At 72.6% G+C, this 24,371-nt stretch carries 22 protein-coding genes; 13 read left to right on the top strand and 9 right to left on the bottom strand.

The annotated features are described in order from the left end of the window. Positions 1 to 323 precede the first annotated feature (323 nt). Positions 324 to 932, top strand: a complete 609-nt coding sequence (locus tag AC5WS8_RS01365; RefSeq protein WP_496101375.1) for a hypothetical protein — start codon at positions 324 to 326, stop codon at positions 930 to 932. A gap of 51 nt (positions 933 to 983) precedes the next feature. Further along, a complete protein-coding gene (locus AC5WS8_RS01360; RefSeq protein ID WP_496101374.1) occupies positions 984 to 1,178 on the top strand; it encodes a hypothetical protein in 195 nt (64 codons plus the stop codon). Between the two features lie 117 nt (positions 1,179 to 1,295). On the opposite strand, the gene AC5WS8_RS01355 is transcribed toward AC5WS8_RS01360, so the two are convergent. Then, a complete protein-coding gene (locus AC5WS8_RS01355) occupies positions 1,296 to 2,393 on the bottom strand; it encodes a baeRF3 domain-containing protein (RefSeq protein WP_496101373.1) in 1,098 nt (365 codons plus the stop codon). A 398-nt stretch (positions 2,394 to 2,791) separates the two neighbouring features. Here AC5WS8_RS01355 and asnB point away from each other — a divergent pair, with 398 nt between their 5' ends. Then, positions 2,792 to 4,633, top strand: a complete 1,842-nt coding sequence (gene asnB, locus AC5WS8_RS01350) for an asparagine synthase (glutamine-hydrolyzing) (protein ID WP_496101372.1) — start codon at positions 2,792 to 2,794, stop codon at positions 4,631 to 4,633. 28 nt (positions 4,634 to 4,661) lie between these two features. Here the strand turns inward: asnB and AC5WS8_RS01345 are convergent, their stop codons facing one another. After that, positions 4,662 to 6,230, bottom strand: a complete 1,569-nt coding sequence (locus AC5WS8_RS01345) for an alpha/beta fold hydrolase (RefSeq protein ID WP_496101371.1) — start codon at positions 6,228 to 6,230, stop codon at positions 4,662 to 4,664. A 260-nt stretch (positions 6,231 to 6,490) separates the two neighbouring features. Between AC5WS8_RS01345 and AC5WS8_RS01340 the strand changes: the two genes are divergently transcribed. Beyond that, positions 6,491 to 7,123: a chaplin gene (locus AC5WS8_RS01340; protein WP_496101370.1), complete on the top strand. Its 633-nt coding sequence runs from the start codon at positions 6,491 to 6,493 to the stop codon at positions 7,121 to 7,123. 502 nt (positions 7,124 to 7,625) lie between these two features. Here the strand turns inward: AC5WS8_RS01340 and AC5WS8_RS01335 are convergent. Further along, a complete protein-coding gene (locus AC5WS8_RS01335; protein ID WP_496101369.1) occupies positions 7,626 to 7,889 on the bottom strand; it encodes a GlsB/YeaQ/YmgE family stress response membrane protein in 264 nt (87 codons plus the stop codon). 281 nt (positions 7,890 to 8,170) lie between these two features. Between AC5WS8_RS01335 and AC5WS8_RS01330 the strand changes: the two genes are divergently transcribed. Next, entirely contained in the window at positions 8,171 to 9,631 is a 1,461-nt protein-coding gene (locus AC5WS8_RS01330; protein WP_496101368.1) for a hydrolase, read from the top strand. 431 nt (positions 9,632 to 10,062) lie between these two features. On the opposite strand, the gene AC5WS8_RS01325 is transcribed toward AC5WS8_RS01330, so the two are convergent. Continuing rightward, positions 10,063 to 11,439 carry a cryptochrome/photolyase family protein gene (locus AC5WS8_RS01325; protein ID WP_496101367.1) on the bottom strand — a complete coding sequence of 459 codons (1,377 nt, stop codon included), beginning with the start codon at positions 11,437 to 11,439 and terminating at the stop codon, positions 10,063 to 10,065. A 59-nt stretch (positions 11,440 to 11,498) separates the two neighbouring features. Beyond that, entirely contained in the window at positions 11,499 to 13,028 is a 1,530-nt protein-coding gene (locus AC5WS8_RS01320; protein ID WP_496101366.1) for an SDR family oxidoreductase, read from the bottom strand. Between the two features lie 197 nt (positions 13,029 to 13,225). Here AC5WS8_RS01320 and AC5WS8_RS01315 point away from each other — a divergent pair, with 197 nt between their 5' ends. Continuing rightward, the gene (locus AC5WS8_RS01315) at positions 13,226 to 13,399 is read left to right on the top strand and encodes a DUF8839 family protein (RefSeq protein ID WP_496101912.1); all 174 of its coding nucleotides are present in this window, start codon (positions 13,226 to 13,228) and stop codon (positions 13,397 to 13,399) included. A gap of 519 nt (positions 13,400 to 13,918) precedes the next feature. On the opposite strand, the gene AC5WS8_RS01310 is transcribed toward AC5WS8_RS01315, so the two are convergent. Beyond that, complete coding sequence (locus AC5WS8_RS01310) at positions 13,919 to 14,977, bottom strand: acyl-CoA dehydrogenase family protein (RefSeq protein WP_496101365.1); 1,059 nt, start codon at positions 14,975 to 14,977, stop codon at positions 13,919 to 13,921. Between the two features lie 179 nt (positions 14,978 to 15,156). Here AC5WS8_RS01310 and AC5WS8_RS01305 point away from each other — a divergent pair, with 179 nt between their 5' ends. Both AC5WS8_RS01305 and AC5WS8_RS01300 read left to right on the top strand, forming a co-directional pair. Continuing rightward, entirely contained in the window at positions 15,157 to 16,521 is a 1,365-nt protein-coding gene (locus tag AC5WS8_RS01305) for a phosphoinositide-specific phospholipase C-related protein (RefSeq protein WP_496101364.1), read from the top strand. A gap of 41 nt (positions 16,522 to 16,562) precedes the next feature. Further along, the gene (locus AC5WS8_RS01300; RefSeq protein ID WP_496101363.1) at positions 16,563 to 17,471 is read left to right on the top strand and encodes an oxidoreductase; all 909 of its coding nucleotides are present in this window, start codon (positions 16,563 to 16,565) and stop codon (positions 17,469 to 17,471) included. A gap of 379 nt (positions 17,472 to 17,850) precedes the next feature. Here AC5WS8_RS01300 and AC5WS8_RS01295 read toward each other — a convergent pair whose 3' ends face one another. After that, on the bottom strand, positions 17,851 to 18,531 hold the full coding sequence (locus AC5WS8_RS01295; protein ID WP_496101362.1) for a phosphatase PAP2 family protein: 681 nt from the start codon (positions 18,529 to 18,531) through the stop codon (positions 17,851 to 17,853). 176 nt (positions 18,532 to 18,707) lie between these two features. On the opposite strand from AC5WS8_RS01295, the gene AC5WS8_RS01290 reads away from it, so the two are divergent. The 4 genes from AC5WS8_RS01290 (at position 18,708) to AC5WS8_RS01275 (ending at position 21,654) form a co-directional block, all read left to right on the top strand. After that, on the top strand, positions 18,708 to 19,079 hold the full coding sequence (locus AC5WS8_RS01290; RefSeq protein WP_496101361.1) for a BlaI/MecI/CopY family transcriptional regulator: 372 nt from the start codon (positions 18,708 to 18,710) through the stop codon (positions 19,077 to 19,079). After that, positions 19,076 to 20,002: a M48 family metalloprotease gene (locus tag AC5WS8_RS01285; protein ID WP_496101360.1), complete on the top strand. Its 927-nt coding sequence runs from the start codon at positions 19,076 to 19,078 to the stop codon at positions 20,000 to 20,002. The genes AC5WS8_RS01290 and AC5WS8_RS01285 overlap by 4 nt, the downstream gene beginning before the upstream one ends. Positions 20,003 to 20,143: 141 nt before the next feature. Then, a complete protein-coding gene (locus AC5WS8_RS01280) occupies positions 20,144 to 20,536 on the top strand; it encodes a VOC family protein (RefSeq protein ID WP_496101359.1) in 393 nt (130 codons plus the stop codon). Between the two features lie 47 nt (positions 20,537 to 20,583). Further along, positions 20,584 to 21,654 carry an adenosine deaminase gene (locus AC5WS8_RS01275; RefSeq protein ID WP_496101358.1) on the top strand — a complete coding sequence of 357 codons (1,071 nt, stop codon included), beginning with the start codon at positions 20,584 to 20,586 and terminating at the stop codon, positions 21,652 to 21,654. Here AC5WS8_RS01275 and AC5WS8_RS01270 read toward each other — a convergent pair. Together AC5WS8_RS01270 and AC5WS8_RS01265 are read right to left on the bottom strand one after the other, a co-directional pair. Then, on the bottom strand, positions 21,636 to 22,151 hold the full coding sequence (locus AC5WS8_RS01270) for a mycothiol transferase (RefSeq protein WP_496101357.1): 516 nt from the start codon (positions 22,149 to 22,151) through the stop codon (positions 21,636 to 21,638). The genes AC5WS8_RS01275 and AC5WS8_RS01270 overlap by 19 nt on opposite strands. A 58-nt stretch (positions 22,152 to 22,209) precedes the next feature. Beyond that, a complete protein-coding gene (locus AC5WS8_RS01265) occupies positions 22,210 to 23,109 on the bottom strand; it encodes a LysR family transcriptional regulator (RefSeq protein WP_496101356.1) in 900 nt (299 codons plus the stop codon). A 100-nt stretch (positions 23,110 to 23,209) separates the two neighbouring features. Between AC5WS8_RS01265 and mgrA the strand changes: the two genes are divergently transcribed. Continuing rightward, on the top strand, positions 23,210 to 24,226 hold the full coding sequence (gene mgrA / locus AC5WS8_RS01260) for an L-glyceraldehyde 3-phosphate reductase (RefSeq protein ID WP_496101355.1): 1,017 nt from the start codon (positions 23,210 to 23,212) through the stop codon (positions 24,224 to 24,226). Positions 24,227 to 24,371 lie beyond the last annotated feature (145 nt).

The following is a 24,371-nucleotide window of genomic DNA, read 5'->3' as shown; positions in this document are numbered from 1 at the left end:
GGCGCCGCTCTGCTGTGCCCGCACACCCCGCCTCGGCGACCACGGTGGCCGCGTAGCCGTCCCGTGCACAGCGGCCGGTGACCCGCCCCTGCCGGGTGGCGTCGACCCGGGCCTGGACCCCACCTGCGTGAGGCGCCGGCCGAGCCGGGACTCCGCCTCCACCACGCGCAAGGCGCCGGAGAGTCCTGGATGGGGCTCCTGCTCGAGCGGAGCCGAGAGCCTGGGGGAGGAGCTGCCAGGGCGTTCGGGTAACGCGGCGTGGGTTCCCCCCGCTCTATCGGCCTGGGGAAAATTTCTGAGGCCCGTCTGGTTCACTGAGGCACATGGGGATCGGGGCACTCATCACACAGACGCGACGGCTGGCGGCACACGAGGGGCGGTGGATGGCGAGCCTCGGGCTGTGGGTGGCTCGGCGCTCGCACGGGGTCGGGCACGCGGACATCGCTGTCGGGTACGCGCGTGCTCAGGCGCCGACGGCGTACGGGCTGGTCTTCGTGTTCGTGGTCGAGACGGTCGGGGTGTCCTTCATGCTCGCCGCGTATCCGGTCGCCCACCTGGTCATGCTGCTTCTCGACCTCTACACGGTGTTTCTGCTCTTGGGGCTGCACGCCGCCGCCGTCACACGCCCACACGTCGTGGGGCCGGGCGGGCTGCGGGTTCGGCGCGGTGCACGGCTCGATCTGCGGATACCCCTGGAACGGATCGCGTCCGCCCGTTACGACCTCCGCTTCCCGGACGCGAACAAGTCCGAGGACGGTGTGCTGGACGTGGCCATCGCCTCGCAGACCTCGATCACTATTGAGCTGACCCAACCAGTCACCACCGTAAGCCTGTTGGGGCGGCGCGCGGAGGTTCATACGGTCCGCTGCCACGCCGACGAACCGCAGACCGCCGTCGCGGCGATCAGGAAGCTGCTGCCGATGGACAGCTGACAGTGCCGACACTGTCACCGCGGTCGGCCCTGCGGAACTGCGGACCGTGACATGGGACGGGCCGGACGAGTTGGGGGCAAGCGCAGGCAGACCACGATCAAGGCGACCACGTTCAGTGACGGCCAGGGCCGCCTCCCGTTGTCCGGTGTCGTCCGGCCGGGCCGCATGCATGATCAGACGGCGGTCCGCAGCGACGGCATCGCGGAGCAGTTCCGCCACCGTCCTGGCCGCACCATCGTCTGCTGATCAACCACCCGCCGAACGCAAGGCCAGCCCCCGAACTCAACTCCCCCGAGGTCGTAAGAGCTCGTGGGAGTGCGGTGCCGGGCCGCGCGACCTGGGCGGGCACAGCGCAAGGACCCCTCAGTAGCGGAGCACCCCGGCGATCCCCTGGGCGTCGCCCAGCGTGCCGTCCGGGACGAAGCGCACGTCGGCGCCGGTGTCCAGGCAGCGCTCCACGATCTCGTCCACGATGTCCTCGCGGGCGTCCAGGTCGCCGCTCTCGGCCGGCACCAGATGGTCGCCGCTGTCGGCGCGGACCGTGACGTGGTAGTTCTCCTCGACCGCCAGGAGCCGGATACGCCCGTCGGAGGCGTTCTGCCAGACCTCGTCGACACCGGCGGCGAACGCCTTGTGGCCGCGCGCCGACTCCAGCTCACGGCTGACCGTGTCGATGTTCCTGCGTTCCTCGGCGGCGATCACCGGCTGGACGGCCTGCCACACGGTCTCGGGAGTGCCGTGGGCGAGACCGCCGTGCGGTACCTGGACCGTGTCCCCGGCGACCGGGCCGAGCTCGTCCAGAACGGACAACGCGGCCTGCTCGCCGGTGACGTACAGGGGGCGCGGGTACCGGCGCAGGACCTTGCCCATCGCGGTGCCGGCCTCGCGCAGGAAGTGGCGTGTCCCCTCGTCGCGGAACGTGCTCGGCATGTCGCCGATCTGCATCCGGCGCTCGGCGTCGAAGTTCTCCCGGCTCCGGGTCAGCGGGAAGCCGCCGATGTGCTCCTGCTCGACGTGGCCGGCACCGCCGCTCCACAGCGTCACCCGGTCGGCCGAGACCGCGAGCACCCAGAACGGCCGCTCGGCGACCTGTGCGGCCACCAGGTTGCGGGTCAGGAACGTGTCGGCCAGCAGCACACGCTCCGGCACCGTGCGGGCCAGCGACCAGACCCGGTGCTCGCCCGGCGCCGCGAAGATGACCAGCCCGTCCTCGGCGTGCGCGAGGTCGACCTCGGCGAGCGCCCGGTCGAGCTGGTCGGCGACGTCGATACGGCGTTCCCTGGGGACCGCCGCGTCGGCCTCGAGTTGCTTCTTGGCGTCGGCCAGCGCGTTGCGCAGCCTGACCCGGTCCTCCGCGTGCTCGGTCGCGCGGCGGTGCGTCGGCGTCAGCACCGACACCGCGGGGTAGGGCCGCGGCCGGCGCAGTTCCGCGAGAGTCGTGGGACTGAGGGCGTGCTCCATATGAGCACCTTAGGACCGAATCGCCTGTCGGGCATTCGGGGCACCTGTGTGCGGAGTGATTACCGTGACGATCGGCCCCCGGTGGCGGCGCCCTGTGGGCCGATGGGACGGCCCAACTGGCGGGACCGGGATGTTGGGAAACTTTTTGCCCATGGCCGAGATCTGGCGGCAGCGTCCCCGGGCCAGGCGGATCGGCGCGTCCGCGGGACGTAAAACGCGGCTGAAAGCAGGAGGGAGAGGAGTCCGGCCGGGGTGCGGACGCGTTGACCGCCTGCGGCCACTGGCACACGCTCGACATATAGCTGCTTGATACAACTGCTTTGTCGGGGTGAGGGTCGGTCCTTGCGAAGCCGCAGGTGAACGGGCTGTTCCCGGCGATCGGACGTGGGAGGCAACACATGTGCGGCATCACCGGATGGGTTTCCTACGACCGTGATCTGCGGACCGAGACCGCGACAGTGGACGCGATGACGCAGACCATGGCCTGCCGGGGCCCCGACGACAGCGGCACCTGGATCGACGGTCCCGCCGCGCTCGGCCACCGCAGGCTCGCGATCATCGACCTGCCCGGTGGACGTCAGCCGATGACCGCCGAGACCCCGGACGGCACCGTCGTGCTCGTCTACTCCGGCGAGACCTACAACTTCACCGAGCTGCGCCGTGAGCTGACCGCCCGGGGCCACCGTTTCGCCACCGACTCCGACACCGAGGTCGTGCTGCGTGCCTACCTGGAATGGGGCGACGGGCTCGCCGAGCGCCTCAACGGCATGTACGCCTTCGCCCTTTGGGACGGCCGTCGCGACGCACTCGTGATGATCCGCGACCGCATGGGCATCAAGCCCTTCTACTACCACCCGACCTCCGACGGCGTCCTCTTCGGCTCGGAACCCAAGGCGATCCTCGCCAACCCGCTGGCCCCGGCCCGGGTGCGCCTCGACGGGCTGAGGGAGCTGTTCGCGCTGGTCAAGACGCCCGGGCACGCCGTCTGGGACGGCATGCGCGAGGTGGAGCCCGGCACCGTCGTCACCGTCGACCGGGAGGGCGTGCACCGGCGCGTCTACTGGCGGTTGGAGACCCGGCCGCACACCGACGACCGCGACACCACCATCGCCACCGTCCGCTCGCTGCTCGAGGACATCGTGCGCCGCCAGCTGGTCGCCGACGTGCCGCGCTGCACCCTGCTGTCGGGCGGCCTCGACTCCTCCGCGATGACCGCGCTGGCCGCCCGGCAACTGGCCCTGCACGGCGAGAAGGTGCGCAGCTTCGCGGTGGACTTCGTCGGACAGACCGACCACTTCGTCGCCGACGAACTGCGTGCCACGCCCGACACGCCGTTCGTGCACGACGTGGCCCGCGCCTGCGCCACCGACCACCAGGACATCGTGCTCGGCTCCCGGGCCCTCGCCGACCCCGGCGTACGCGCCAAAGTCATCCGCGCCCGCGACCTGCCCATGGGCTTCGGTGACCTGGACACCTCCCTCTACCTGCTCTTCCAGGCGATCCGCGAACACTCCACCGTCGCGCTGTCCGGAGAGTCCGCCGACGAGGTCTTCGGCGGCTACCAGCAGTTCTTCGACGAGGAGGCCCGCCGCGCCGACACCTTCCCCTGGCTGGTCCGCCGCGGCCGGGACTGGGGAGAGGACGCCGACGTCCTGCGCACCGACCTCACCGAGGCACTCGACCTTCCGGCGTACATCGCCGACGGCTACCGCACAGCGGTCACCGACATCGCGCGCCTGGTGGGCGAGAGCGACTTCGAGTACCGGATGCGGCAGATCTGCCACCTGCACCTGACCCGCTTCGTGCGGGTCCTGCTCGACCGCAAGGACCGTGCGAGCATGGCGGTCGGCCTGGAGGTGCGGGTGCCGTTCTGCGACCATCGGCTCGTCGAGTACGTCTACAACACGCCCTGGGCGCTGAAGTCCTTCGACGGACGGGAGAAGAGCCTGCTGCGGGAGGCGACCGCGGACCTGATCCCGAAGTCCGTGTACGACAGGGTCAAGAGCCCCTACCCCTCCACCCAGGACCCCGAGTACGCCGTCGCCCTCCAGGAGCACGCCAAGGACCTCCTCGCCCGCCCCTCCCACCCCGTCTTCGACCTGGTCGACCACGAACGCCTGCGCCACGCCGCCCACCGCGACACCCCGCAGATCACCCAGGCCTCGCGTCGCGGCCTGGAACGGGCCCTGGACCTGGCCCTCTGGCTGGACCTCTACACCCCCGAGGTCACCCTCACCTGAGTTGCGGGCCGCGGCTTCCGAGCCCGGCTCAGGGGGGCGGTTCCGGGCCGCAGGAGCTGCCGTTCGGCGGCAGTTCGCCGTACAGCAGGAACGAGTCGACCTTGTCGTGCACGCACCGCGAGTTCCCGTAACCGGTGTGCCCCTCGCCCCTGTTGTCGAGCACCACCGCCGAGGAGCCGAGGCGCCGCGCGGTCTCCAAGGTCCAGCGGTACGGGGTCGCCGGGTCCCCCCGGGTGCCGACGAGCAGCATCTTCGCGGTACGGACGTCCCTGACCTTCTCGCGGATGAAATCGGTCCCCCTGGGCCGCCCGTAGCACATCAGCACCTGGGTGAGCCGGTGCCGTCCGAAGACCGGCGAGGCCTTCTCGTACGGGCCGCGCAGCCGGGCGATGTCCTCGGTGATCCGGTCGGCGCCCGGCCGGTCCGGGTCGTCCGCGCAGTCGATCGCCGTCAGCGCGGCGGGGAAGTTGTCGGCGGGCACGTCCTCCGGGTCGACGAGCCGGCCGCCCGACCGGGGACCGCCGGGCACGCCCGCGCCGCCGGCGGTGAATCGCGCGAGCCCGCTCGGATCGCCCTCCAGTACCAGCCGGGACAGCGCCTGCTCCAGCGACGGCCACAGCCGCTCGCTGAACAGGGCCTGCCCGATCGCGCCGGCCAGGTCCTGCCCCGTGAACGGCAGGCCCAGCTCGGTGGGCACCGGGTCCTTGTCCAGTGCCTCGACGAGCTGGACGACCTGCCGCCGGGCCGAGCGGGCGTCCCGTCCGAACGGGCAGGCCACGTCCCTGACGCACCAGCCCAGGAAGTCCTCCAGCGCCCTCTGCTGCCCGCGCGCGGCGGCCAGCCCCTGCTCGGTCAGCGGTTCGGTGAGCGTGTCCACTCCGTCGAGCACCATCCGGCCCACCTTCTGCGGAAACTGCGCCGCGTACACGGCGCCCAGCCGGGTGCCGTAGGAGAAGCCGAGGTAGTTCAGCCTGCTGTCGCCGAGGGCCTGGCGCATCACGTCGAGGTCGCGTGAGGCGTTGACGGTGCCCATGTGCGCGAGCACCGGCCCGGAGTGCCGGGTGCACCGCTCGGCCGTCCGGCGCACCTGTTCCAGGGCGGCCCGCGGGTCGCTCGCGTCGGCGGGGCGGTCCGTGGCGTCCGGGTCCTCGTCCGTGCCCGCGCCGCAGCTGACGGGAGAGGACCGCCCGACGCCCCGCGGATCGAACGTCACGACGTCGTGGCCTTTCGTGAGCAGCGAGAACTCCCGTCCGTTGACGGCGAGTCGGGGGATTCCCGCACCGCCGGGGCCGCCGAAGTCCAGCAGTACGGAACCCCGGGACCTGCCGGTCGCCCGGTAGCGGGCCATCGCGAGGTCGAGCGTCCCGGCGCCGGGACGGGCGTAGTCGAGCGGCACCGTCACCTTTCCGCACTGCAGGTCCCTGGGCATGCCGTCGCCGCGGCAGGCGGACCAGGTGATCCTCTGGCGGTAGAAGCGCGACAGGTCGGGGCTCTTCTCGGCCGGGGCCGCCCCCGGCAGCGCCGCACCCAGCAGGGCCAGCACCGCGGTCGTGGCCGCCGCCGCGGCGCGCCCGTGGCATGGTCGCGTGCACAGCATGGTGCCTCCCGGGACGCCCGGCTGCGGTTCCTGCGGACCCCTGCGATCACCATAGGCGGGCCCTGCGGAGCGCGCCTGCGGACAGGCGGAAGGGACGGTGGTGCCGTACCCTGCGCCGGCGCGCGGCGGCGGTCTCACCAGTTCGACGACCGAGCCACTCGATGGAGTGAAAGGCAGATAAGCCATAACTCGGATGGTTCGTCCGCGTTTTACGGGGTGCGGGCGAGTGCTCGCGACCATGTCTGGAAGGCAGGGAACCTATGAATCGGGTCACCCGGAATGGTTTGATCGCCGTGGCCGCCGCCTCGGGGGCGATGGCCGTGGCGCTGCCGGCGCACGCGGACTCCGCGGCGGACGGCGCCGCGGCGGGTTCGCCCGGGCTGATCTCCGGCAGCACCCTCCAGGTCCCGGTGCACGTGCCGGTCAACGTGTGCGGCAACACCGTGGACGTCCTGGGGCTGCTGAACCCGGCGGCGGGAAACGCCTGCGGGAACGGGGGCGCGGGCCCGTCCCGCGTCGGGCGGCGACAGGTGCCCGTGGGCGGCGCCTCCGCGCACGCCGCCGGAAAGGATTCCTCCGGCGTGCTCGCGGGCAACGGCCTGCACCTCCCGGTCGACCTCCCGGTGAACGTCACCGGCAACTCGGTCGGCGTGGCCGGGGCCGGCAACGCGTCGGTGGGCAACTCCTCCACCAACACCTCGAGCACCGCCCGCCCCGCCGTACCGCCGAAGGCGCACACCCCCGTGCGGACGCCGCGGACCGCCCGGTATGCGGCGGTCAGCCTCGCGCACACGGGCGCGGACGCGACCCTGCCCGCGCTCGCGGGAAGCGGGGCCCTGCTGCTCGGCGGGACGCTGCTGTACCGGCGCTTTCGGTCGTCGGCGACCCGCTAGCGGACCCGAGCGCGTCGAGGAGGCCCCGGCGTACAGGCCGGCGGCGGGGTCTGCGGCACCGCCGCGCCGGGCGCGCGGTTCGCCGGTCCGTGGGGCGGTGGCACGGCCGAGGACCGGCGGGGAGGCGGAATCCACCGCGCTCTCGTCGCCCACCGTGCGCACCGTCGCGGACCGCGGCTACCGCTGCCTCCCGGTCGGCGCCTCCGATCGGAGGCGCCCCCTCCTCCACCGCCTCGGCTTCGACCCTGAGCACGACTACGCCCTACGTGGACGAGCCCCGGTCGGCGGGAGACGTCGTCCGCCCTGGCCGAAAGCGCGACACCGCACGGGCCGTGGCAGCCGCCCGCGAGTCCGGCCGGGGGAGCCGGCGGCCCATGAGCTGTCGCTGATCACGCGTGAGAGGCCGGCCGGGCGTGACGCACGGCCCGGTCGGCCTCATCGGGTCGCATCGGACGGCATCCGCGGGGCGTGCACCCCGGGACGGACGTTCGGCGACGTTCCTTCAGTGGGCCGTCTTGGCCCGGTCCAGTGCGGCGACGCCCACCGCGGCGAGAGCGATCTGGATGAGCCACTCGATCCAGTCGACGCCGTTGGTGTCGGAGACGCCGAACGCATTGGCGATCGCCGCGCCGATCAGCGCGGCCACGATGCCGACGACGATCGTCCACAGGATGCCGATGTGCTGGCGTCCGGGGACGACGAGCCGCCCCAGGACGCCGATGATGAGCCCGATGACGATGGCACTGATGATGCCCGAGATCTCCATCTCCGCCCCTCTTTGTGAAGTTCCTGTTGTATGACATGTGCCCGCCCTGTGCGGCATCAGTCCTTTCCTCTTCAACCCACGGTCAACGGAGGGTCAATCCTCGGTCTGCCGGGAGGGCGTTCGCGTGGTCAGCCCCCGTCATGTCATGTACCGTTCAACAGTCCGTCGTACGGGCGGCGTATGAAGGAACTCTACGCGCGCAGACCCGTAGCGGAACCTCTACGCGCGCAGACTGGCACCCGCACCGCTCCTCTCCCCAACTCCCCATGGAGGTCAGCCGGATGCTCGGACTCACCAGACCCCGCCGCAGACTTGCCACGGTCCTCACCGTGTGCGGCCTGCTCGCGACGGGCACCGCCGTCCAGGCCACCACGGCCGCGACCGAGGCCCACGCGGCCACCCCGCACCGCGTCCTGTTCGACAACGCACACGCGGAGACCGCCGGCAACGCCGACTGGATCATCTCCACCAGCCAGCCCGACCCCCTCGGCGAGGACGCCTCCCCGTCCGCCGAGACGGACTGGACCGGAGCCCTCTCCTCCTGGGGCGTCGCCCTGCAGGGGACGGGCAACTACAGCCTCAAGACCCTGCCGTCGGGCTCCGGCCTCAGCTACGGCGGCTCCTCCGCGCTGGACCTGAAGAACTTCGACACCCTGGTCCTGCCCGAACCGAACACCCTCTTCACCACCGCCGAGAAGACGGCGATCATGAACTTCGTCAAGAACGGCGGAGGTCTGTTCATGATCTCCGATCACACCGGCGCCGACCGCAACAACGACGGCTATGACGCGGTCCGGATCCTGAACGACCTGATGACCAACAACAGCGTCGACTCCGCCGACCCGTTCGGCTTCTCGATCGACTCGCTGAACATCACCTCCGGCTACCCCGCCGCGATCAGCGACGGCACCGACCCGGTCCTGCACGGCTCCTTCGGCACCGTCACCAAGAGCCTCATCGCCAACGGCACCACCGCCACCCTCAAGCCCTCCGACAACTCCTCCGTCAAGGGCCTGCTCTACCGCAGCGGCTACTCGGGCAACACCGGGGCCTTCTTCCTGACCAGCACCTTCGGCAGCGGCCGCGTCGCCTTCTGGGGCGACAGCTCGCCCATCGACGACGGCACCGGCCAGTCCGGCAACACCCTGTACGACGGCTGGAACGACTCCGGCGCCACCAACGCCGCCCTGGCCCTGAACGCCACCGAGTGGCTCTCCGGGGCGGGCGGCAGCAGCGGCGGGGGAACCGGCGGCGGTGGCTCCACCTCCTGCACCGCCGCCCAGCTCCTCGGCAACAACGGCTTCGAGTCCGGCAACACCACCTGGAGCGCCACCAGCGGCGTCATCACCAATTCCGGCGGCGAGTCGCCCCGCACGGGCTCGTACTACGCCTGGCTGGACGGCTACGGCTCCGCGCACACCGACACCCTCTCCCAGACGGTGACCATCCCGTCCGCCTGCACCTCCGCCGCCCTGAGCTTCTACCTGCACGTCGACACGGCGGAAACCACCACCAGCACGGCCTACGACACGCTCAAGGTCCAGGTCCTCGGCAGCTCAGGCACCGTCCTGAGCACCCTGGCGACGTACTCCAACCTCGATGCCGCAAGCGGCTACACCCAGCGCAGCTTCGACCTCGCGAGCTACGCCGGACAGACCATCACCCTCAAGTTCACCGGCACCGAGGGATCCACCCTCCAGACGTCGTTCGTCCTCGACGACACGGCGCTCAGCGTGAGCTGAGCGAGGTGTACGGGGGGCGGACCCGCCCGAGGGGCCACCCCCCGTAGCGACTCCCCGGGCCGCCCGACGACCTGCGCGACCCCCGACCGCCGCGAACGCCCAAGGGACGCGGCCCCGTGACACCGCGGACGTCCACCCCGGCCGTCACCCACGCACTGACGGCTCGGACCATCGCACCGGTGTGCGGGCCCACGGCACCTCCGACGACGGAGCCCGCCGCCCGGCGGGCGTGCCACGACGATCCGTCGCGAAGACGCCGGGAGGCCGGTCCGAGGCTGCGGACCGGCCTCCCGTCCGCGGCCGCGGACCGGTCGACGGGTTCCCGTCACGGGCGAGGTGGGCTCTTCGCCGCCGCGCCCGCGCAGAGGACACCCCGCACCACGGCGAGTGCGCCGATGACGGTGCTGCGGGCTCTGCGGGGCTGGAAGACTTCACTCCAGTCCGCGGGCCCGTCTGAACCGGGCCAGGCCCTCGGACAGGTCGACAATCGGATCCGGGTAGGCGGAGCACGCGCTCCGCTCCCGGCCCCGCAGTCGCCATGGCTCGTGCACCGAGGCCCCGCCGAGCCCGGCGAGTTCCGGCACCCAGCGGCGGACGTACGCGCCGTCCGGGTCGTGCCGCCGGGCCTGGACGACGGGGTTCAGGACCCGGTTGGGCCGAGTGTCGGTGCCTGTTCCGGCGATCCACTGCCAGTTGAGCTGGTTGCTGGCGACATCGCCGTCGACCAGGAGCCGCAGGAAGTGGCGGGCCCCGACGCGCCAGTCCACGTACAGGGTCTTGGTGAGGAAGCCGGCGGCCAGCAGCCGGGACCGGCCCGGCATCCAGCCTTCGTGCCACAGCTGCCGCATCGCGGCGTCGATCACCGGATAGCCCGTACGGCCTTCCCGCCACGCCTCGACGTCCGCGCGTGCCGCGCGTTCGGGCCGCCAGCGGTCTCCTCGCGCGCGGTAGTCGGCGGTGGCCGCGCCCGGCCGCGCTGCGAGCACCTGACGGTGGAAGTCCCGCCACGCCAGCTGCCGTACGAAGGCCTCGGCACCCGGGCCGCCCGCCTGCCGCACCCGGTGGACCACCTCGACGGGGGAGAGGGTGCCGAAGTGCAGATGGGGTGACAGCCGGGAGGTCGCGTCGGCCGCCAGGTCGTCCTGCCGGTCCCCGTAGGAGGCGAGACCACCGCGCAGCCACGCCGTGAGCCGCTTTCTGCCCTCCGTCTCACCACCGGCGGGCAGCCCTTCCGGGACCGCTGTACGTGGTTCCCGTACGGGAAGCTCCTCCGATCCGGCACCGTCCGGCACCCGTACGGCACGCGGCGCGCCGAAGCCGTCGCGCAGCGGCTGCCCGGACCACCGCCGGAAGTACGGGGTGAAGACGGCGAAGTGGTCGGAAGCGACCGGAGTCACGGCACCCGGCGGCACGACGGTGTTCACGGTGTCGTGCACGAGCAGCCGGCACCGCACGGTCTCCAGTTCCCGCCGCAGCCGTGCCTCCCGGCGCTGCGCGTAGGCGCTGACGTCCGCCGCCAGGTGCACCTCTGACGCGCCCACCTCGGTGACCGCCCGGCACACCTCGTCGACCACGTCCCCGGAGCGGACGACGAGACGTCCGCCCCGGGCGCGCAGGCCCGCGTCGAGGTCGTGCAGACAGTCGGCGAGGAACGCCAGCCGGTTGGGAACTGCGAACCCGGCGGCCGCCACTCCCCGGTCGCGTACGAAGAGGGGAACCACCTGGCCGGAGCGGGCCAGGGCGGCCCGTAGCGGTGGGTGGTCGTGCAGACGCAGGTCGGAGGTGAACAGGACGACCGAGACGTTCATGAAGCGAACTCCGGGAAAGAGTGGGTCGGCCGCGGGCCCGCTCCGGGGCGGCGCGGACATCACGGGGAGGAGGGAGGCTTCGCCCGATCGGTGTCCGGGGTCCTGGCGGCGGCCCGTGCGATGTTGCGTGCCATACCGCCGAACACGAGGGCGTGAAAGGGTGAGACAGCCCACCAGTAGGCGTGGCCGAGCAGTCCGTGCGGATGGAACAGGGCCCGCTGGCGGTACCGGGTCCGCCCGCTCTCGTCCTGCTCGGCGTACAGCTCCAGCCAGGCGAGGCCCGGCAGTCGCATCTCGGCCCGCAGGCGCAGCAGATGCCCGGGTTCGATTTCCTCGACCCGCCAGAAGTCCAGTGAGTCACCGGCCCGTAGACGCTGCGCGTCACGTCGTCCCCTGCGCAGTCCGACGCCTCCGACCAGCCGGTCGAGCCGGCCCCGTGCCGCCCAGGCCAGGGGGAAGGAGTACCACCCGTTCTCGCCACCGATGCCTTCGACGACTCGCCAGAGGGCCTCGCGTGGGGCGTCGACCGTCAGTTCGCGCCGGTCCGTGTAGAGGCTGCCGCCCGCCCAGTCGGGGTCGGTCGGGAGCGGATCGCTGGGCGCGCCGGGCGGCGAGGCCGACGACCAGCGGGTGGCGACCTGGGCGTCCCGCACCCGCTGCAGGGCCAGCCGGACCGCCTCGTCGAATCCGATCGGGCCCGACGCGGGGACGGGGACGTACCGCTCGATGTCGCGGTCGCGGCAGACGACCTCATGGCGCAGTGACTCGGTGAGGGGCCGCGCGATCGACGGGGGCACGGGGGTCACCAGGCCGATCCAGAGACTGGACAGGCGCGGGGAGAGGACCGGGAGAGAGACGATGACCCGGCGCGGAAGGCCCGCGACCGCCGCGTATCTGACCATCATGTCGTGGTACGTCATCACCTCCGGCCCTCCGATGTCGAAGGCGCGGTTCACGTCGCCCGGCATCGACGCGCTGCCGACCAGGGTCCGCAGCACGTCCCGCACGGCGATCGGCTGGATCCGGGTGCGAACCCAGCGCGGGGTGACCATGACGGGCAGGCGCTCGGTGAGATAGCGCAGCATCTCGAAGGAGGCCGAACCCGAGCCGATGATGACGGCGGCCCGCAGCACGGTGGTGGGAACACCGGAGCCCAGCAGGATGCGGCCGACCTCGGACCGCGACCGCAGATGGGGGGACAGTTCACGCTCGGGCACGCCCGCCGGGGTGAGACCGCCGAGGTAGACGATGCGCCGCACACCCGCGGCCCGGGCCTGCTCACCGAAGATCCGGGCGGCCGTGCGGTCCGTCTCCTCGAAGTCGCGGCCGGCGCCCAGGGCGTGCACCAGGTAGTACGCGACGTCGATGCCGCCCAGCGCGTCGGCCACGGACCGGGCCCGCGTGACGTCTCCGGCCACCACCTCCACCTCGCCCGCCCACGGATGACCGCTCAGCTTCCCCGGAGAGCGGGCCAGACAGCGCACCCGATGGCCCGCGGCGAGCAGTTCCGGGACGAGCCGGCCGCCGATGTAACCCGTGGCGCCGGTCACCAGGCAGCGCAGCCCGGTCTCGGTTCGGCCTGCGTTCATCGGACGTGGCTCCTTCCGGTCGGATTGCTGTCGGGGATTGCTCCCCCTCAGGGATCACTTCCACGGAACGCGCACTGCCGGATGCGGCGAAGGGATACTTTCCGCGAGACAGACATGTCGGCGTCTCCTCCGGGCAGGCGACACACAGGAGAGCCGTCGGTTGGAGTCCATGATCGAATCCGGAGGTGCCGACCACTATGGGCGCGAAGGTGCTGGAGCGGTTTCCCGCGGGAGCTCCCCGCGGATCCTGGCCGGCGGAGGAGTACGCGGCGCGGCGCCGCGCCGAGGGCGAGCCCGCCAAGGTGGTCATGGACCTGAACTCGGACGCGTTCCTGGTGGTGGTCCCGGTCCGCGACCGCGAGCAGAACTGAGGGCCGGTCACCGGGGGTGGGACACCCCCGAACCCGGCGACGCGGCGGAACCCGGCGACGGAGCGCTGCCGGTCGGCATTGCGCGCCGGGGTCTGCTCCGGCGCGGCCTCCGGAGCAGGCCCCGGCCCCCGGCCCCCCAACGGAGGAACGCCTCGTACAGGTCCCGAGCCGCCCTCGGCGCCGACTCCGCAGCATCAGCAGCGCCCGAGTGGTGGTGTCGTCGGCGAGCGGCCGGCAGGTGGCGACGAGCGGCTCGGCCGGCAGGTCCGCGACCGGAACGGCCGGCAGGGCCGTCGGCGGACTGTCCGGGCGCAGGCACACCACCGGCCGTCCCCGGAGCAGTTCCGCGCTGCCGAAGCCGGCCCGCATGCCGTCGCCCGGGAGGCGGTGTACCGGGCCCGGGTCGAACCGCCTTCCAGCAGGCTCCGGTGGATGTCGTCCCGCTGCGTGGCGACCACCTCCACCCGCGTCGGCGGAGGCCTGGCACGGAACGCGCGCGGCACCGGGACGAGCAGCGCCTCACAGGTCCCCTGCGCGAGTTGATCCCCGGGCCGCCAGATGGCCGAGATGGGCCCGGCGCGACTCGGCCGTCTGGCCCTGCACCAGCAGGAACATCCCCTCGCGGGCGAGCCGTTGGGCCGTGCTGGTGAGCAGCAGCGCACGGCCTCCGCCCGCCACCACCGCCGCCGTGGTGGCCGTGCGCATCACCTCGTACGCCTGTGTCCTGAGCGCCAGCCGCTCGCGAAGGTGCTCGTGCGGGGCCGCCCGGTCGGCCAGGGCGTAGGCCCGGCGCCGCACCACGCCGAGTCGGGCCCGCAGGGGCGCGGCGGTGTCGTGGTCCAGCAGACCGAGCGCCGCCTCAGCGACGCCGAACACCGCCGGTGACGTGTTCACCGTCTTCGGCCGGTCGGTGGCCGCCCACCGCTCGTACGGTGTCCGCAGCGCCACCGCCTCCTCCGGCAGCCACAGCCCGTCCAGCTCCAGCGCGACCGTGCGCGCCGCGGTGAGCGCCGCCAGCCGCAGCGGCGCCGACGCCCGCAGCCCCGGCTGGTCGCGCGCCTCGGTGAAGGCGAACAGCGCCTCGCCCCTCTCGGTCACCCCGGCGAGCAGCATCACGTCGTTCAGACCCCACCCGGTGTACCAGGGCACCGTCCCGTCGAACCGCCAGCCGCCCCGCTCCCGCGCGGCCCGTACCGCGATCCGCGGATACGACCGCAGATGTGCGTACGCCACCCCCGACAGGAGCTCCCCGCGCGCCATCGGTCCCAGCAGCCGTTCCCGCAGCGGTGGTTCGCTCTGGGTCAGGGTCAGCACCGGTGTGTGGTGCTGGGTCTGCACGAACCACGTCGAGCAGCACGCCCCCGCCAGGATCTCGGCGGTCTCCCGGGCCACCGCGGCGGGCGCGCCCGAGCCGCCGTACTCCACCGGGGCGCTCACCCCGAGCAGCCCCGACCGCTTGACGGCCTCGACATGGCTCATGGGCACGCCCTCCTGGTCGACACGCTCGGCCTGCGGCGCGAGGAGGTCGGCGGCGAGCTGTCGGGCACGGGCGACAAGAGGGTGCGCTGCGGTGGTCATGGGAGGGATTCTCCGATGCCCGCGGGCGCGGTTCGCGGACGACGGTCGCGTCGCGCCGCCGCGTCACGCGGGCACAGGTCCGGATTTCACCGGGTGCAGACTCTTACCTCCTGACGTCCTGCCACCTGACGTGGTGTCATGCACCTGACCATTCTGACCTTCGACCGAAGGGTCACCTCATGCGAACCCCCCACGCCCTGCTCGCGGCGGCCGGCGCACTGGCCGCCGCGACCGTGGTATCCCCCTCCCCCGCGGCCACCGCGCCTCCCGCCGCCGGTGCCTACTACGTCCAGAGCGTCACCACCGGACTCGGCGCGGCCGACCACGGGGGAGCCGTCGAACAGCACAACCCCCAGGGCAACGAGGACCACCAGCAGTGGAACCTCAGAGCGAGCGGACCGTCGTACGTCCTGGAAAGCGCCGACGCGGCGGGCAGCTGTCTCGGCCGCTCCGGCGACCAGGCCCGTACCGTCGCCTGCGCGAGCGCCGACGCGGCCTGGGACATCACACCGGCCGGCGGCGACCGGTACACCCTCAAGGCACCCGGAACCGACCGCTACCTGACCGTGGCCGCCAAGGCCCCCGGTGCCAACTACCCCGCTCAGCTCGCCATCGGCTCCGCGAGCGACCTCGCCTCCTGGTACCTCACCCCGGTCACCTCGCCCACCAGCCCCATGCCGTCCGCCGACCGGCGCACCCTCGACCAGGTGACCTTCCTGACCGCCCACAACGCCTACGCCAACGGCGTCGACGGCGGCTTCGCCCCGCCCTTCGTGAACCTCGTGCCCAACCAGGCGCGCGGGATCAACCAGCAACTCGCCGACGGCGTCCGAGGGTTCATGCTGGACATCCACCAGACCCCCGACGGCGCCATCCTCTGCCACGACAGCTGCACCCTGGTCAGCAGCCCGGTCGCTCTGTGGGTGGACGTCCAGCGGATCGTGGACTTCCTCAGGGCCCACCCCGATCAGGTCATCACCGTCTTCCTCGAGGACTACGTCGATCCAGGGGTCCTGCGCGGTGAACTGGCCCGGGTGAACGGCCTGTCCGACGTGCTCTACCGGCCCGACCGGACGGGAGTGAAGCAGAACGGCTGGCCGAGGATGGCCGACCTGATCGCCGAGAACCACCGACTGCTGATCTTCACCGACCACAGCCGCGCCTCCGACGAGGCTGCCGGACTCACCCGCGACAGCTTCGGCGTGATGTACCAGAAGGACTGGACCGTCGAGAACTACTGGTCCATGGGCTCGGGCCTCGGGTCCTCCGACTGGTCCTGCCACAGCCGCTGGTACGACGCGAACACGAACATCCCGCTGACCCGCACGGAACCCGGCTTCCGCCCGCTGTTCGTCATGAATCACTTCCGGGACGTGACGATCGCGTCCACGGCGCGCACGGACAACACCAAACTCGCCGACCGCGCCCGGCGGTTCTGCCAGCCGGCCGCCCGCAAGAAGCCCAACTACCTGGCCGTGGACCGCTATGACCTCGGCGACCCCGCCTCCGCCGTCACCACCCTGAACACCTACACCTATCCGTAAAGCGCGTGCCCCGCTGCCCCGGGTGTGCGCATGATCCACCCATGACCTCGCAGATGATCACCGCGGACGCCGCGGGCACCTGGAAACTCGGCGACCTGCCCGTCCACCGCATCGGCTTCGGCGCGATGCGGCTGACGGGCAGCGCCGCCTTCCACCTCGGGACGCCGAGCGACCGTGAGCGGTCGGTCGCCGTGCTGCGCAGGGCCGTCGAACTCGGCGTCAACCACATCGACACGGCCGCCTTCTACTTCTCCTCGCTGCGCTCCGCGAACGAACTCATCAACAGCGCCCTGGCGCCGTATGCGGACGACCTGGTCATCGCCACGAAGGTCGGCCCCTTCCGCGACTGCTCCGGGGAGTGGGGCACCTCGGCCCGGCCCGACCAGCTGCGCGGCCATGTCGAGGAGAACCTGCGGCAGCTCGGCCGCGACCACCTGGACGTGGTCAACCTCCGCCGGATGCCCACGTACGAGTCGATCGCCGAGCACTTCGGCGCGCTCGCAGAACTGCGCGACGCCGGGCTGATCCGGCACCTCGGCATTTCCAACGTCACCACCCGCCACCTCGCCGAGGCGCGGGCGATCGCGCCGGTGGTGTGCGTGCAGAACCAGTACGGGCTCCACCGGCCCGATCCGGAAGCAGACGCACTCCTGCGGATCTGCGGCGAACAGGGCATCGCGTTCGTGCCGTTCTTCGCCATCGCGGGCAGGGGCGCCGAGCGCGGGCCGGCCGGCGGCGAGTCGGAGGTGGTGGACGCCGTCGCACGGGCGCACGGCGTCACCCCCGCCCAGGTCCGTCTGGCGTGGACCCTCCAGCAGGGCCCGCACGTCCTGGCCATTCCCGGTACCGGAAACCCGGACCACCTGGTGGAGAACGTGGCGGCGGGCGGGCTGCGCCTGACCGCCGAGGAGATGGCCCGTCTCGACGTGCTGCACCGTCAGGGGGAGTGAGCGTTCAGCTTGTCGTGCATCGTCCGGGTCCGGACCATGCCTCGGAACTTGGCCGTTCACCAGGGCGTTCTCCGGACATGAGGGCGGCCCGGGCTTGAGCCTGTGCTCCGACCAAGGACGCGCGCACCGGGGCCGTGGACATGAGCGTGCCGCAACAGCCGGAGGGGTGCGAGGCCTTCGCGACACCGTCACGCTTGCGGGCGGAGAAGCAGACGCTCGGGTGGACGAAGCCGCGGCCGCGCGGTGCGCAGGCGGCGGACCTCTGGACCTGGCTGGTGATCGCCCGCACGCACTCGGCTGCGGCTCGTTTGGCCATCGGCGGGCGATCTCCGCGGCCGTGGGAGAAGAAGGCCGAGCAGCACACAGTCGAACGGCACGTTCAGGGCGTCGGTGACCGCACGGACCGCGCGGCGCCCGCGAGTATCCGTGGGGCCAGCCGCGCGACCGCGTACGTGGACAGGCCCAGCCAGCCCGCGGCGAGCAGCCAGCCGCCCAGCACGTCGGAGAACCAGTGCACACCCAGGTACACACGGGTCAGTCCGACCGAGACGCCCCAGGTGAGGACGACGGCCAGCAAGCCGGCTCTGCCGCGCGGAGCACGGAGGAGGATCGCGAGCGCCAGCAGCCCGGCGGTGAGCGCGGCCGTCGTCGTATGGCCGGAGGGGAAGGACCAGCCCGAGGCGTGCGTGACCCAGTCCGAGCGCTCCGGGCGCGGGCGAGCGGCCAGCGACATCACCCCGTACCGCACGGCCTGGCCCCCGGCCAGACAGCCGGCGCAGGCCGCTGCGGCGAGAGTGCGGCGGCGCGCCGTGCGGCCCATCACGACACCCGCCGTGGCGGCCAGGAGGTAGGGGACGGCGCCGGTCCCCGTGTACGTCACCGCGCGCGCCGCGGCGACCGCGGCGGGTGGGCGGTGGGCGAGCGACCAGTGCAGCAGGTCCGCGTCGCCGAACAGCGGGGCGCCGCCGCGCCCGGTCACGGTCAGCGCCAGCAGCACGAACGCCACCAGGGCGCCGAGCGCCGCCGAACCGGCGAGGTCGGCCGTGTCCGCCCGCCTCACGACCGCGTCCCCGGTGCGGGGGCCGGGTGCGGCGGGGCGGTGCGCGGTACGGCGCCCATGGGTGGGAGCCCCTTTCATAATGGACGTGCGGGTCCGGCCGGGCCGGACCCGCGAAGACTACACTCCTGTAGACGGTCTACAGGAATGTAGACGACGAACGGGGTGAGGAAGGTTCCATGGCCGAAGCGAAGGACGAGCGCCGCCCGGCGGGCGAGCTGGAAGCCGGCGTCATGGCCGCCCTGTGGGCCGCGGACGCCCCTCGGACCCCGGGTCAGGTGCAGGAGAGCCTCGGCGCCGGCCTCGCCCGCACGACGGTCACGACGATCCTGTCCCGGCTGCACGAGAAGGGCGTCGTCGACCGCCGCCGTCAGGGTCGCGGTTACGCCTACTTCCCCGTCCAGGACGCCCACGGGCTCACCGCGCGGCGCATGCACACGGAACTGGACCGGGACAGCGACCGGCACACCGTGCTGGCCCGCTTCGTCGCCCAGCTCAGCGAAGACGACGAGCGCGTCCTTCGGGACCTGCTGGAATCCGGTGAGCAGTGACCTTCCTGCTGCTCCTGCCGCTCGCGCTGCCGTTCGTGCTCCCCCCGCTCGCGCGGCGCGCCCTCGAACGGCTCGCGCCGCAGGCCGCGCTGTGGGCGGTGACCTGCTGCACGCTCGTCCTCGCCTGCTGCTCCCTGACCGCGCTCGGCGCCTTCGTGCTCACCGGGCTGCTGAAGCTGCCGCTGTTCGCGGCGCTCGGCGACCTGGTACGCCCGCTGCGCGCCGGATCGGACCTGTTCGTCGTGCCGGCGGCGGCGTTCTCCGTCGGCGCGCTCACGGTGAGCCTGTGGGCCCTGTGCCGTACGGTGCTGCGGCAGGCCCGGACGTTCCGCGCCGCCACCAGTGAGGCGGACCGCCGCCTGACCGCCGGAGACCTCTGCGTGATCGACTCCCCGCGCCCGGACGCGTACGCGCTGCCGGGGCGGCCGCACCGCATCGTCGTCACCACCGGGATGCTGCGCAGCCTCAGCCCCGACGAGCGCGAGGCCCTCTTCGCCCATGAGCGGGCCCACAACGCGGCCGGGCACCACTACTTCCTCGCGGTCGCCGAACTGGCCGCGCTCTGCCACCCCGGGCTGCGGTCCGTGGCCCCGGTCATCCGGCTCGCGGTCGAGCGTGCCGCCGACGAGGCCGCCGCCGCGGTGGTCGGCGACCGACGGCTGACCGCCCGGGCCATCGGCCGCGCCGCCCTCGCCACCCGCACCGCCCCCGGCGAACGGCCGGCCTTCGCGGCCGCCGCGGCCACCGGACCCGTGCCCCAGCGGGTCGCCGCCCTCCTGGCCGCCCCGGGTACCCCGCGCCGGGCCGCCCGCTGGACCGCCGCGCTCCTGGTCGCCTGCGCCGCGGTGTCCGCCTGCGCCTCGGCCACCGGGGTCATCGGCTTCCACCACGAGGTCGAGGTCGCCCAGGGCGAGGCGCACTGACTCCGCATCATCCCTGAGCGGCTCGGGAGGTGGCGCAGCCCACACCGGGGCGCCCGGCGGTATGCCGTACGCTACGTGTTACGTATAACGCCTGTGCACGCCCGGTGCTCCCCTGCCGCACGCCGCACCCCGGAAGGCCCCATGAGACGCATCGCCCTGGTCACCCTCGTCGTGGACGACCACGACACCGCGATCCGCTTCTACACCGAGGCCCTGGGGTTCCGGCTCGTGGCCGACGAGACACGGGGCGACGGGTCCCGGTGGGTCGTGGTGGAGCCCGGTGACGGCGGCCACGGCACGGGGCTGCTGCTCGCCCGGGCCGAGGACGAGGCGCAGCGCGGCAGGGTCGGCGACCAGACCGGCGGACGCGTGGGCTTCTTCCTGCACACCGACGACTTCGCCCGCGACCACGCCCGGATGACCGCGGCCGGCGTCACCTTCCTGGAGGAGCCGCGGCACGAGCCGTACGGCACGGTCGCCGTCTTCCAGGACCTGTACGGCAACCGCTGGGACCTGCTCCAGCCCGCCGAGTAGTCCCCCTTGTAACCCCTGACGAACAACCCGCCGAGGAACCACCGCACATGACCGCCCCGCGCATCGACACCGACACCCTCCGCCGCCTGCCCAAGGCCGTCCTGCACGACCACCTCGACGGCGGCCTGCGCCCCGCGACCGTCGTCGAGCTCGCGCGGGAGGTCGGCCACGCCCTGCCCACCACCGACCCCGACGAGCTCGCCGCCTGGTACTACGACGCCGCGAACTCCGGCGACCTGGTGCGCTACATAGCCACCTTCGAGCACACCCTCGCCGTGATGCAGAACCGCGAGGGCCTGCTGCGCACCGCCGAGGAGTACGTCCTCGACCTCGCCGCGGACGGTGTCGTCTACGGCGAGGTGCGCTACGCCCCCGAGCTGATGGTCAAGGGCGGCCTGACACTGGACGAGGTCGTCGGGACCGTGCAGGAGGGGCTCGCCGCCGGCATGGCGAAGGCGGCGACCGCCGGCACCCCGGTGCGTGTCGGCACCCTGCTGTGCGGGATGCGCATGTTCGACCGCACCCGTGAGATCGCGGACCTCGCCGTCGCCCACCGCGACGCCGGCGTCGTCGGCTTCGACATCGCCGGCGCCGAGGACGGCTTCCCGCCCGCCGACCACCTGGCCGCCTTCGAGCACCTGCGCGGCGAGAGCGTCCCGTTCACCATCCACGCCGGTGAGGCGCACGGCCTGCCGAGCATCCACCAGGCCCTTCAGGTCTGCGGCGCCCAGCGCATCGGCCACGGCGTGCGCATCACCGAGGACATCGTGGACGGCAAACTGGGTCGTCTGGCCGGCTGGGTGCGCGACCGCCGCATCGCCCTGGAGATGTGCCCGACCTCCAACCTGCAGACCGGCGCCGCCGACTCGATCGCCGAGCACCCCATCACCGCCCTGAAGGATCTCGGCTTCCGCGTCACCCTCAACACCGACAACCGTCTGGTGTCCGGCACGACGATGACCCGGGAGATGTCCCTGCTGGTCGAGGAGGCGGGCTGGACGCTCGAGGACCTGCGCGCCGTCACGGTGAACGCGGTCAAGAGCGCGTTCATCCCGTTCGACGAGCGCAACGCCCTCCTCCGGGACGTGGTCCTGCCCGGTTACGAGGCCGCGCTCTGAAGCAGCCCCCGTACGTAGGCGGCCTGTCCGGCGTGCTGCAGATCGTCGGACAGAACGCTCACCAGCCGTACCCCGAGACTGACCGCCGGATCCCAGCGCTCGTCCACGATGCGCTCGAGGTCCTTGGCGGCCAGCCCCCGCAGCGCCTGAAGGGTCTGCTCGTGCACGGCGTCGTAGTACCCGGTCAGCAGGTCACCGGAGTCGACCCGCACCTTGGCGACCTTGGCGGGGGTGTGCCCGTACCCGGTGTCCTGGCGCGGCAGATCGAGGCCGAAACGCTTCTCCCAGCCCTGTGACAGCCACACCTGGTCGAGGTCGAAGGCGTCGGCGACATGGTCGTCCTGGACGCGGCTGAGGTGCCAGACGAGCCAGGCGACGGAGTTGGTGTCGGCGGTGGGCCGGGCGTTGAGGTCGTCCGGATCGAGGCCGTCGACGGCGGCGTGGACTTCTTCCTGGATGCGGCCGTAGCCGTCGATGAGGATGTCCTTGGCATGCATGCATCCACCATCGCGCATCGCCGCCCCGCACGCGTCCGGAATGCCGCTCACGTCCGCGTCACCGAGGGCGTGCTTCCGGACCCCCGGCGTCGAGCAGGCCGATCAGAGCCCGGGCCGCCGGGCCGGTGGCCGGCTCGGGCGGCAGCAGAGCGGCGGTCTCGTACTCCGTCCCGGCCGCGGTCCTGAGGGGAAGCGCGGTCAGCGACGCACGCTTGTGCCGGAAGTGTCGGGGCGCGACCGCGATGCCCAGGTTCTCGTCGACCAGGTCCAGGAGGCTGTGCACGTCGTTGACCTCCAGCGCCACCGTCCGCCGCACGCCCGCCGCGGAGAACGCCGCGTCGGTGGTGCGGCGCGGGCCCCAGTCCGGGTGGAAGTCCACGAAGACCTCCCCGCCCAGGTCGTCGGGCGTGAGCACCGCTCCGGGCGACGCCAGACGGTGGTCCGGATGGCACAGCACGGTCATCGGCTCGCTGGTCAGCGGCACGGACCGGAGCTGGTCGGCGTCCGTCTCGGCGCGGTAGGCGAAGGCCAGGTCCAGCCGCCCGGCCGCGACCTCCTCGGCCAGCGCGCCCGACCCCGCCTGCCGCAGCCGGATCTCCACGTCCGGGTGCCGCCGCCGGAACGCCGCGAGCAGCCCGGCCACCTGCACGCCCGGGATGCACTGCTCGGTGCCGAGCGCCAGCGTGCCGCGCAGGACGCCCTGCACCGCGGCCACCGCCTCGTGCGCCGCCCGGACCTGGGCCAGGATCCGCTCGGCCTCGCCCAGCAGGGCACGCCCGGCCTCCGTGAGGGTCACCCGGCGGGTGGTGCGGACGAACAGCGGGGCCCGCAGCTCCCGCTCCAGCGCCCGGACCGACGCCGACAGGCCCGACTGCGACACCATCAGGCGTTCCGCCGCCCGGGTGAAGTGCTGGTGCTCGGCGACAGCGACGAAGTGCCGGAGGTGGCGCAGTTCCATGATTGAGAAGCGTATCCGCTGAATTCCATCGGATTCTTCTGTTGGACCACTGCCCGCCGGTGGCGCGAGAGTGTGACCCGTTCCCCCGGAACCGCTCACCGTGCGCCAATCCCTCTGGAGTCGCGTTGTACACCGCCCCCCCCCCGACCGCTACGAGGCCATGCCCTACCGCCGCACCGGACGCAGCGGACTGAAGCTGCCCGCGCTGTCGCTCGGCCTGTGGCACAACTTCGGCCCCGACCGCCCGGTCGCCACCCAACGCGCCATCCTGCGCCGCGCCTTCGACCTCGGCGTCACGCACTTCGACCTGGCCAACAACTACGGCCCGCCGCCCGGCGCCGCCGAGTCCGCCCTCGGTGAGGCACTGAAGGCGGACTTCGCGCCGTACCGCGACGAGCTGGTCATCTCCACCAAGGCCGGCTACCTGATGTGGCCCGGCCCGTACGGCGAGTGGGGGTCGCGCAAGTACCTGCTGTCGTCGCTCGACCAGAGCCTGAAGCGGATGGGCCTGGAGCACGTCGACATCTTCTACTCGCACCGCCCGGACCCGGACACTCCGCTGGAGGAGACGATGGGTGCCCTGCACTCGGCGGTCCAGCAGGGCAAGGCGCTGTACGTCGGCGTCTCCAACTACTCCCCGGAGCAGACCCGTGAGGCCGCCCGCATCCTCGGCGAGCTGGGCACCCCGCTGCTGATCCACCAGCCGCGCTACTCGATGCTGGACCGCCGCCCCGAGGACGGGCTGCTGGACACCCTGGACGAGCTCCAGGTCGGTTCCATCGCGTACTCGCCGCTGGAGCAGGGCCTGCTCACCGCCCGCTACCTCGACGGCATCCCGGAGGACTCGCGGGCGGCGAGCGACAGCCCGTTCCTCGACTCGGAAGCGGTCACCGAGGAGCTGGTGGGCAGGCTGCGCGCCCTCGACGACATCGCCAGGTCCCGTGGTCAGTCCCTGGCCCGGATGGCCCTGGCCTGGGTGCTGCGCGACGGCCGGGTCACCTCGGCCCTGGTCGGCGCGAGCAGCCCGCGGCAGCTCCAGGACAGCGTCGCGGCGATCGGCAACCTGGACTTCGACGCGGAGGAGCTGGCGCGGATCGACGCGATCGTCCAGCGGTGAGGCGACCCTGCGGTGCCCGGCGGCGGACGTCCCCCTGCCGCCCGGCACCGCCCCTCGGTCCCACGGCTCGCCGGGCGTCGAAGCCGGGTGCCCCCGCAACCCGTTCCCCATCGCCGCGGTGCCGCCCGCGGTCCTGCGGTTGAGG

It is taken from the genome of Streptomyces sp. PTL18 (assembly GCF_059510295.1).
This window is presented reverse-complemented; position numbering and strand designations above follow the sequence as displayed.